The following is a 9562-nucleotide window of genomic DNA, read 5'->3' on the forward strand; positions in this document are numbered from 1 at the left end:
CTCCCCCGCCGCCTTCGCCCCCCGCTCGGCCCGCAGGTTCCGCGCCAGCAGGTCCATCGCGGCCATGCGCACGGCGACGCCCATCTCGACCTGATCCTGGATCACGCTGCGGTTGATGTCGTCGGCGAGCGTCCCGTCGATCTCGACCCCCCGGTTCATCGGGCCGGGATGCATCACGATCGCATCCGGCGCCGCCAGCGCCAGCTTTTCGGCGTCCAGCCCCCAGCGGTGGTAATATTCCCGCTCGGAGGGGATGAAGCCGCCGTCCATGCGTTCCTTCTGCAGGCGCAGCATCATCACCACGTCGGCGCCGCGCAGCCCCTCGGCCATGTCCTCATAGACCTCGCAGCCCCAGTCCGCCGCGCCCGAGGGCATCAGCGTCGCCGGCCCGACCAGCCGCACGCGGTTCTCCATCTTGCCCAGCAGGATCAGGTTCGACCGGGCCACGCGGGAATGGGCGATGTCGCCGCAGATCGCCACGGTCAGGCGGTGCAGCCGCCCCTTGGCGCGGCGGATCGTAAGCGCGTCCAGCAGCGCCTGCGTCGGGTGTTCGTGCCGCCCGTCGCCGGCGTTGATGACGGCGCAGTTCACCTTGGACGCCAGCAGGTTCACCGCGCCAGAGTTCGGGTGCCGCACCACCAGCAGGTCCGGCTGCATCGCGTTCAGCGTCAGCGCGGTGTCGATCAGCGTCTCGCCCTTCTTCACGCTCGACTGTGCCACGGCCATGTTCATCACGTCCGCGCCCAGCCGCTTGCCGGCGAGTTCAAAGCTCGACTGCGTCCGGGTCGAGTTCTCGAAGAACAGGTTGATCTGGGTCAGCCCCTCCAGCGCGTCGCCATGTTTGACGGTGCGCCGGTTCAGCGCGACGTAGCTTTCGGCGAGGTCCAGCAGGCTGGTGATCTCGGCCGGGGCCAGCGGCTCGACACCAAGCAGATGGCGGGCGCGGAACGTCATGGCGGGCCTCCGGGGGACGGGTCAGGCCTCTATCGCAAACCGCCGCGTGCGGGGCAAGGCGCGCTCCCGCCCGTTTCTTCTTTGCGAAAATATCCCGGGGTCCGGGGCAGCGCCCCGGTCCGGCGGCACCTTCAGGCGTGACCGGCGGCCGCCGACAGCATCAGCGGGTCCACGCCCAGCGACTTCAGCGCCGCCTGCCACTTGCCGGCATTGTCGGTGCCGAAGATCAGCTCGTCGCCGGCATCGGCGGTCAGCCAGCCATTGGCGAGCATCTCGTTTTCCAGCTGCCCCGCCTCCCACCCGGCATAGCCGAGCGACAGCACCGCCCGGTCGGGGCCGCGGCCGCGGGCGATATCCTCGAGGATGTTGCGGGTTGTGGTCATCGCCAGCCCGCCGCCGCCGATCCGCATCATGCCCTCGTCCTCGTCGGCGCTTTCGCCGACGCTGTGCAGGACGAAGCCGCGCCCCGGCTCGACCGGGCCGCCGAAATGCACCGGAACGGAGGGGGGCGCGGCCTCGGCCTCGATCCCCAGCTGGTCGAGCAGCTCGGCAAAGGCGATGTCGGGCAGGGGCTTGTTCAGCACGATGCCCATCGCGCCCTCGGCCCCATGCGCGCAGACCAGCACGACCGAGTGCGAAAAGCGCGGGTCGGCCATGCCGGGCATGGCGATCAGGACCTTGCCCGTCAGGTTGTCGGCATTGCGGCTGGTTTCGGTCTCGGGGGTGCGCGTCATGAAGGCTCCTTTCCGCCTCAACATCGGCATCCCGGACCCGAGGTGCAAGATTGACCGGCGATGTGGCGCAGATGTGACTTTGCGCGGCGGGCGCGGATGCCTAACTGAACGGCATGAAACGCATCGTCCTTTCCACCGTGCTTTCCGCCGGCCTCGCGGCGCTGGTCCCCCTGCCGCTGGCGGCGGCCGACCTGCCGCCGGGGCTTGAACAGGCCGAGCTGCTGCCCGCCCATCTCACCGCCGACGGCACGGTGATGACGGCGCTGCATCTGGACCTCGCGCCGGACTGGAAGACCTACTGGCGCAGCCCCGGCGAAACCGGGTTGCCGCCGGTTTTCGACTGGTCGGGGGCGCCGAACGTGACCCGCGCCGTGGCCCACTGGCCGCAGCCCGAGGTGATCGAATCGGACGGCTCGCGCACGCTGGGCTATCACGACCAGCTGATCCTGCCGATCGAGCTGACCCCGGCGACGCCCGGCCAGCCGATCGAGGGCAAGGTCGCCATCGACCTGGGCCTGTGCCTGAATATCTGCGTGCCCGCGCATCTGGAACTGTCCGCGCCGGGGCCGGTCTCGGCCGGGGTGGATCCCCGCATCACCGCGGCGCTGGCCAGCGCGCCCGCCGAAGGCACCGCGACTGTCACCTGCACGGTCACCGAAATCGAGGACGGGCTGCGTGTCACCGCCGCCGTCCCGGGGTCCCCGCCCGAGGCCGCGGCGATGGAGCTGGACGCCCCGGACATGTGGGTCTCGCAGCCCGAACTTGGCCGCGACGGCGCCGCGGTGACGGCGACCGCGGATTTCGTCGGCCCCTCGGGCAAGCCCTTCGCGCTGGATCACGCGGCGCTGCGGCTGACGCTGATCGGCGACGGCGGAGCGGTCGAATATCAGGGCTGCACGCCGGCCTGAAGCCGCGCCTTGAGCGACAGGAGATCCGCCCACGCCTCGCGCTTGGCGATGGGCGTGCGCAGCAGATAGGCCGGGTGGGTCATCGGCAAGGCCGGGCGGTCAAAGGCGGTCGTCCACTGGCCCCGCAGGCGCAGGATCCCCTGCCGCCCCAGCGCCGCCTGGCAGGGCGTGTTCCCCATCAGCACCACCAGATCGGGCCCGGCGAGTTCGACATGGCGAGCCACGAAGGGCAGCATCGCGTCGATTTCGTCCTGTTCCGGGCGGCGGTTGCCGGGCGGGCGCCAGGGCAGGATGTTGGTGATATACAGCGCGTTTTCCGCGTCGACGGCGGTGCGGGACAGGCCGATGGCGGCGAACATCTGGTCAAGCAACTGGCCGGCACGGCCGACGAAGGGGCGGGCCTGGCGGTCCTCCTCCTCGCCCGGCGCCTCGCCGACGATCATCACCCGCGCCGCCGGGTTGCCGTCGGCAAAGACGAAGTTGCGCGCCCCGCGGCGGATCTCGAGCCCCTCGAACCCGGCCTGGATGCGGGCCAGATCGTCCAGCGTCGCGGCCTTGCCCGCCATCGCGGCGGCGCGCGCTGCCAGCCCTTCGAGCCCCGGCAGCTCTGGCCGCGGCGGCTCGGGCGGTGGGCCCTCGGCCTGCGCGGGCGGGCGAATCGGTTCCGCGAAGCGGTCCAGCGGGGCGTCCAGGATCGCCTCGTCGGCGCCCATCTCGCGCTGCCATTCCAGCAGCGCCAGCGCGGTCGCGGCGTCCAGGGCGGCGCCCTTCCAGGTCGGCTCGGCGGTCATGGGCGGCAGGCTAGGGGCTCGGTGCGGCGGAGTCGAGCGAAAGAGGGGGGCTTTGCCCCCGCGCGTGCCGCGCTCCCCCAGGATATTTGCGCAAAGAAGAAGCGCTAGGCGCGCGGCGCGGCGGCGCGGGTCAGGCGGTCGTTGATCGCGAGGCCCAGCCCGTGATGCGGGATCGGGGCCACGGCGATGGGGCGGCCCAGCCGGTCGGCGGCGCGCAGCGTGTCGAAGAGCCGCGCCGCCGCCTCGGTCAGGTCGCCCGAGGCCGACAGGGTCAGCGCCGCCTGCACGGCACCGAAGCCGATCAGGGTTTCGCCGGGGCGGGCGGTGTCGGCGTCCAGCCGGACGGGGGCGGCGGGGGCATAGTGACTGGCCAGTTGGCCGGGCGCATCCGGCGCCGAAACGGTGGTCGCGCGGGCGAGCGGCGCGCCGAGCGCGGCCTCGATCGCCTCGGCCGGGATGCCGCCGGGGCGCAGCAGCGTCGCCAGGCCCCCACGCCAGCCGACGATGGTCGATTCGACCCCGACCGGGCAGGCGCCGCCGTCCAGCACCGCGGCGATGCGTCCGTCCAGCCCGCCCGCGGGGTCCAGCACATGCGCGGCCGTCGTCGGGCTGATCCGCCCCGACAGGTTGGCCGAGGGCATCGCCAGCGCCAGCCCCGAGGCCCGGAGCACCGCCTGCGCCACCGGATGCGCCGGCACCCGCAGCCCGACCGTGTCCAGCCCCGCCGTCACGATCCCCGCGATCCCGGCGCCCGGCCGCAGCGGCACGACCAGCGTCAGCGCGCCGGGCCAGAACACGTCGGCCAGCCGCTCGGCATCGCCCGACAGATCGCCCACCGCGGCGGCGGCCGCGGTATCGGGCAGATGCACGATCAGCGGGTTGAAGTCGGGCCGTCCCTTGGCCGCATAGATCTGCGCCACCGCGGTGCCGTTCCGGGCGTCGGCGGCAAGGCCGTAGACCGTCTCGGTCGGCAGCGCCACGGTCTCTCCCCCGGCCAGCAGGCGCGCCGCCTGCGCGATCCCGTCCGGGTCCGGACGCAAGGTCAATGTGGCGGGGCGAGGGGTCACGAGCGGTTCCGGGTTGCGGCGGTTCCTGCGGCGGATAGGCTGGCGCCGGAAAGAGATTTCAGCCATTACGCGCGCCCGGCCGGAATGCAACCGGGATCACGGGGCGCCAAACCGGGGGGGACCGACCTATGAGCTATCGCGCGCCGGTTGACGACATCGCCTTTATCCTGCGCTCGGTAGTGCCGCTGGCCCCCGTCGCCGCGACCGAGCGTTTCGCCGAGGCCAGCGAGGACACTGTGGCCGCCGTGCTGACCGAGGCCGGCCGGCTGGCGACCGAGGCGCTGGCGCCGCTGAACCGGGGCAGCGACCTGACCCCCGCGCGGCTGGAAAACGGCGCCGTGCGGTCCTCGCCCGGCTTCGCCGAGGGCTTCCGCGCCATCGCCGAGGGCGGCTGGGTCGGGCTGTCGGCCAACCCCGACCACGGCGGCGCGGGCCTGCCGCAGACGCTGAACGTCGCCGTGGGCGAGATGCTGGCCGGCGCCTGCCTGTCGCTGCAACTGAACCCGCTGCTGACCCAGGGCCAGATCGAGGCGCTGGAGCATCATGCGAGCGACGAGCTGAAGGCGATCTATCTGCCCAAGCTGATCTCGGGCGAATGGAACGGCACCATGAACCTGACCGAGCCGGGCGCGGGGTCGGACGTTGGCGCGCTGACCACCCGGGCCGAACGGGCCGATGACGGCACCTACCGGATCACCGGGCAGAAGATCTTCATCACCTGGGGCGACAGCGACGTGAACGACAACACCTGCCACGCGGTGCTGGCGCGGCTGCCCGATGGCGGCCCCGGCACCCGCGGCATCAGCCTGTTCATGGTCCCCAAGCACATCCCCGACGACAACGGCCGGCCGGGCGTCGGCAACAGCCTGCGGGTGGTGTCGCTGGAACACAAGATGGGCATCCACGGCTCGCCCACCTGCGTGATGAGCTATGAGGGCGCCACCGGCTGGCTGATCGGCGAGGAACACAAGGGCATGGCGGCGATGTTCACGATGATGAACAACGCCCGGCTGGCGGTCGGCATGCAGGGCGTCGCGGTGGGCGAGGCGGCGCTGCAGCACGCCGCCGCCTATGCGGCCGACCGGGTGCAGTTCGTGCCGATCATCCGCCACGCCGATGTGCGCCGGATGCTGGCCACCGGCCGGGCCGAGGTCTTTGCCGCCCGCGCCATCGGCCTGGCCTGCGCGCAGGCGCTGGACCTGGCCGCGGCGACCGGTGACGATGACTGCACCGCCCGCGCGGCGTTCCTGACCCCGATCGCCAAGGCCTACGGCACCGATGTCGGCTGCCGCGTCGCCGACATGGGGGTGCAGGTGCATGGCGGCATGGGCTTCATCGAGGAAACCGGCGCCGCCCAGTATCTGCGCGACGTGCGGATCACCCCGATCTACGAAGGCACCAACGGGATTCAGGCGATGGACCTGGTCGGCCGCAAGATGATGGACGGCGGCGACATGGCGTTCCGGCTGATCGACGAGGTGCTGGACGGCGCCAAGTCGGCGCAGGCGGCGCTGCCCGATCTGGCCACCGCAGTGTGGGACGCGGCCGAGACGCTGCGCGACGCGACCTCGGCGCTGCTGGAATCGGGCCAGCAGGACCGCTTTGCCGGAGCGGTGCCGTATCTGACCGCCTTCGCGCGCGTGCTGGGGGCGCATTTCCACCTGATCGCCGCGCAGGCGGGCGATGACAGCCGCAAGGCGCTGGCCCGCATCTTCGTCACCCGCATCCTGCCCCGCAACGCCGGCGATCTGGCGGAGGCGCGGGCCGGGACCGCCGAGCTCGAGGCCGTCCCCGACGCGGCCTTTGCGGGCCACGCATGACCGACGCCGCGGCGCCGCTGGACCTCGAGACGGCGCAGGCCCCCGCCCCGGACCCTGGCTCGAGGCCGCCCGAGCCGCCCGAGCAGGGGGTCCGCCACCCGTGGGGAGAGCCTCCGCCCGAAGGCGAGGCCACCCGGATCGCCGAGGACGTGCTGTGGATGCGCCTGCCGCTGCCGATGCGGCTGGACCACGTAAACGTCTATGCGCTGCGCGACGACGATGGCTGGACGGTGGTGGACACGGGCTTTGACAGCCGCTGGTCGCGGGCGGTCTGGCAGCGGCTGCTGGACGGACCGCTGGCCGGGGCGCCGGTGGTGCGGGTGCTGGCCACCCACCAGCACCCCGACCATATCGGGCTGGCCGGCTGGTTCGTGGCGCAGGGGGCCGAGCTGCTGACGAGCCGCACCGCCTGGCTGATGGCCCGGATGCTGCAGCTGGACGTGCAGGACCGCCCCACGGCCGAGCAGCTCGACTTCTGGCGCCGGGCCGGGATGGACGCCGAGCGGCTGGCCGCCCGCGCCGCCGAGCGGCCGTGGAACACCGCCGATGTCGTGCATCCACTGCCCCTGGGCTATCGCCGGGTCCGCGACGGCGACACCCTGCATCTGGGTCGCCGCGACTGGCGGGTGGCGGTCGGTAACGGCCACGCGGCCGAGCACCTGACGCTGTGGTCGGGCGCGGACGACCTGGTGATCGGCGGCGACCAGCTGTTGCCGGGCATCTCGCCCAATCTCGGGGTCTATGCGACCGAACCCGGCGCCAACCCGGTGCAGGAGTGGCTGGACAGCTGCGCTCGGCTGGCCGCGCGGGCCCACCACCGGCACCTGGTCCTGCCGGGCCACAAGCTGCCCTTCACCGGCCTGCCCGCCCGGCTCGAGCAGCTGGCCGAGAACCACCATTCCGCCCTGCGCCGCCTCAGCGGCGTGCTGGCGCAGGCGCCGCGCACCGCGGTCGACTGTTTCGACGTGCTGTTCCGCCGCCGCATCGGCGAGGGCGAATACGGGCTCGCCTTGGCCGAGGCGGTGGCCCACATCAACGCGCTGGCCGCCCGCGGGGCGGTCCGCGCCGAGGGAGAGACCGCCAGCGGCGGGATCCTGTGGCGCGGCGAAGACCCCGTGCCCGATGGGGCGTGACAGGAGGCCGCATTTCGGCTAGCACGACGCCGGACAGGACCACCGGCAGACGGCAAGGACACCAGATGGCCACGACGCACCACACCACCGCGACCACCCACGGCACGACGCTTCACACCACCCACGGCGCGGTGGCCCATCACGAACACGGCACGATGGACAGCAGCGCCCAGCAGCGCACCTTCGAGGGCTTCGTCCGCTTCATGACGTGGAGCGCGGTGCTGACCATCCTGGTCCTGGTCTTCCTGGCACTGACCAACGCCTGACGGGCGACAACCGACCGTCCGGGCGAACGGGCGGAGCAAAGGGACAGACACTTTCATGCTCAGGCGATCCTTCTTGGCGCTTGCCGTGCCCGCCGTGCTGGCGGCCTGCGGCGCCGACAGCAAATGGGCCGACGATTCGACGGTGAACGCGGCGCGTTTCACCTCGAACGAGCCGCCGTCGATCACGTTGTTCACCGTCATCGGCATCCCGCGCGGCGAGGGCGGCCATTCCGCGGTGATGATCAACGGCAGCCAGCGGGTGATCTATGACCCGGCGGGCAGCTGGGAACATCCGCGCATCCCGGAACGCTACGACGTGCTTTACGGGATCAACGACAACTTCAAGCGCTTCTACATCGACTATCACGCCCGCTCGACCTACTGGGTGGCCGAGGACACCGTCCCGGTCAGCCGCGAGATCGCCGACGCCGCCATCCGCGCCGTCGAGGCGCAGGGGGCGTCGCCGAAAATGTATTGCGCGGTGAACACCGGCCAGGCGCTGCGCCACGTGCCGGGGTTCGAGGGCGCGCCGACCGGCTTCAGCCCGCTGAAGCTGCGCGAGTGGTTCCTCACGCTGCCCGGCGTCACCTCGCAGCGCTGGCAGGACGGCGATCCGGCCAACAACCACGACGTGCTGCTGCGCCAGAAGGACGGCTCGATCGAGGGCTATCAGGGCGGCCACCTGGTCCGCCGCACCGGCGGCTGAACCGGGCCGGCCTGGAACATGGGGGCCGCGCGGGGACACCGGCGCGGCCCCTTTTCGGCAGGCGCGCGCTAGCCGATCAGCCAGTGACCCAGCCCCAGCGTCACCCCGCCGCAGATGATCGCGGCGAGCGTGTTGCGGGTGACCAGCCCCACCCCCAGCGTGACCGCCGCCGATCCCAGCCGCACCGGGTCGGGATCGCCCCCGGTCCCGGGCGGCCAGATCACCAGCGGCGCGACCAGCGCCGGCAACACCGCGACGGCGGTATAGCGCAGCAGCCGCTGCGCCCTTTCCGGCACCGGCCGGTTGCCCATCGCCCCCAGGAACGACCAGCGGATCAGATAGGTGCCCACGCCCAGCGCCAGGATGATCCCCCAGACGGTGGCGTCGGAATAGCCCTGCATCAGCCGCGCCCCCGGAGGCGTCGGCGGGCGCTCCAGCCTTCGACCACGGCGCCTGTGACCATCCCCAGCGGCCCGGCGACCAGCACGTTGGTGCCCGAGGGCAGGCCCGCGAGCAGCAGCGCGGTGACGATCGCCACGCCCGCCGCCGCGACATGGGCGAGCGTGCGCAGCATTGGCGCGATCATCGCGAAAAAGGTGATCGGCACCGCGAAATCCAGCGGCCAGCCGGCCGGGATCAAAGACCCCGCGGTGGCGCCGACATAGGTGAAGCCCATCCACGGCAGGCACAGCACCGGCGTCGCGCCGAACAGATAGGCGATGCGCTCGGGGACGCTGAGCCTGGGGTATCTCTCGAACCGCTGCATGGCCAGCCCGTAGGTCTGGTCGATGAGCACATAAGCGACCAGCGCCCGCTGCCACGCCGGCGCGGAGCCGATCAGCGGCGTCAGCGAGGCGGAATACATCGCCATCCGCAGGTTGATCGCCAGCGACGAGGCCAGCACGATCAGAACCGGCGCATGATCGGTCATCAGCTGCAGGGCCGAGAATTGAGACGCTCCGGCCAGGACGAGGACCGAGAACCCCATCGTCTGCGCCACGTCCAGCCCGGCCGCGGTGGCGACCACCCCGAACAGCAGCGAGAACGGCACCAGCACCAGCAGGAAGGGCAGCGCCTGCAGGAAGCCGGCGCGAGCGGAACGGAGAAGGTCGGGCTGCATGAGGACGGCGTTCCGGTTGCGGCGACGCGCCACCCTAGTTGCCGGGGCGGCGGGGGCAAGAGG

General features: G+C 72.0%; 11 protein-coding genes. 5 read left to right on the plus strand and 6 right to left on the minus strand.

Annotated elements, in window-relative coordinates:
- Both IC63_RS15520 and IC63_RS15525 read right to left on the minus strand, forming a co-directional pair.
- The coding region (locus IC63_RS15520) for an aspartate carbamoyltransferase catalytic subunit (protein WP_036722105.1) at positions 1–954 on the minus strand (954 nt) is incomplete at its 3' end.
- Between the two features lie 131 nt (positions 955–1085).
- Complete coding sequence (locus IC63_RS15525) at positions 1086–1688, minus strand: YqgE/AlgH family protein (RefSeq protein WP_052042310.1); 603 nt, start codon at positions 1686–1688, stop codon at positions 1086–1088.
- Between the two features lie 113 nt (positions 1689–1801).
- On the opposite strand from IC63_RS15525, the gene IC63_RS15530 reads away from it, so the two are divergent.
- On the plus strand, positions 1802–2596 hold the full coding sequence (locus IC63_RS15530; protein WP_084115975.1) for a protein-disulfide reductase DsbD domain-containing protein: 795 nt from the start codon (positions 1802–1804) through the stop codon (positions 2594–2596).
- Here IC63_RS15530 and IC63_RS15535 read toward each other — a convergent pair.
- Together IC63_RS15535 and IC63_RS15540 are read right to left on the minus strand one after the other, a co-directional pair.
- A complete protein-coding gene (locus tag IC63_RS15535; RefSeq protein WP_052042311.1) occupies positions 2575–3387 on the minus strand; it encodes a uracil-DNA glycosylase in 813 nt (270 codons plus the stop codon). The genes IC63_RS15530 and IC63_RS15535 overlap by 22 nt on opposite strands.
- Before the next feature lie 104 nt (positions 3388–3491).
- Positions 3492–4454 (minus strand): L-threonylcarbamoyladenylate synthase, encoded by a 963-nt coding sequence (locus IC63_RS15540; RefSeq protein WP_232222643.1) that lies wholly within the window; start codon positions 4452–4454, stop codon positions 3492–3494.
- A 128-nt stretch (positions 4455–4582) separates the two neighbouring features.
- Here IC63_RS15540 and IC63_RS15545 point away from each other — a divergent pair, with 128 nt between their 5' ends.
- The 4 genes from IC63_RS15545 to IC63_RS15560 all read left to right on the plus strand — a co-directional run bounded on the left by IC63_RS15545 (position 4583) and on the right by IC63_RS15560 (position 8379).
- Complete coding sequence (locus tag IC63_RS15545) at positions 4583–6274, plus strand: acyl-CoA dehydrogenase (protein WP_036722108.1); 1692 nt, start codon at positions 4583–4585, stop codon at positions 6272–6274.
- The gene (locus IC63_RS15550) at positions 6271–7407 is read left to right on the plus strand and encodes an MBL fold metallo-hydrolase (RefSeq protein ID WP_084115979.1); all 1137 of its coding nucleotides are present in this window, start codon (positions 6271–6273) and stop codon (positions 7405–7407) included. The genes IC63_RS15545 and IC63_RS15550 overlap by 4 nt, the downstream gene beginning before the upstream one ends.
- A gap of 65 nt (positions 7408–7472) precedes the next feature.
- Positions 7473–7673 (plus strand): aa3-type cytochrome c oxidase subunit IV, encoded by a 201-nt coding sequence (locus IC63_RS18980; protein ID WP_084115981.1) that lies wholly within the window; start codon positions 7473–7475, stop codon positions 7671–7673.
- A gap of 55 nt (positions 7674–7728) precedes the next feature.
- Entirely contained in the window at positions 7729–8379 is a 651-nt protein-coding gene (locus IC63_RS15560; protein ID WP_052042312.1) for a type 1 periplasmic-binding domain-containing protein, read from the plus strand.
- 68 nt (positions 8380–8447) lie between these two features.
- Here the strand turns inward: IC63_RS15560 and IC63_RS15565 are convergent, their stop codons facing one another.
- Positions 8448–8780: an AzlD domain-containing protein gene (locus IC63_RS15565; RefSeq protein ID WP_036722112.1), complete on the minus strand. Its 333-nt coding sequence runs from the start codon at positions 8778–8780 to the stop codon at positions 8448–8450.
- On the minus strand, positions 8780–9499 hold the full coding sequence (locus IC63_RS15570) for an AzlC family ABC transporter permease (protein ID WP_036722128.1): 720 nt from the start codon (positions 9497–9499) through the stop codon (positions 8780–8782). Before IC63_RS15570 ends, IC63_RS15565 begins: the two co-directional genes overlap by 1 nt.
- Between the last annotated feature and the right edge of the window lie 63 nt (positions 9500–9562).

The organism is Paracoccus sphaerophysae, from assembly GCF_000763805.1.
Taxonomy (GTDB): Bacteria; Pseudomonadota; Alphaproteobacteria; order Rhodobacterales; family Rhodobacteraceae; genus Paracoccus; species Paracoccus sphaerophysae.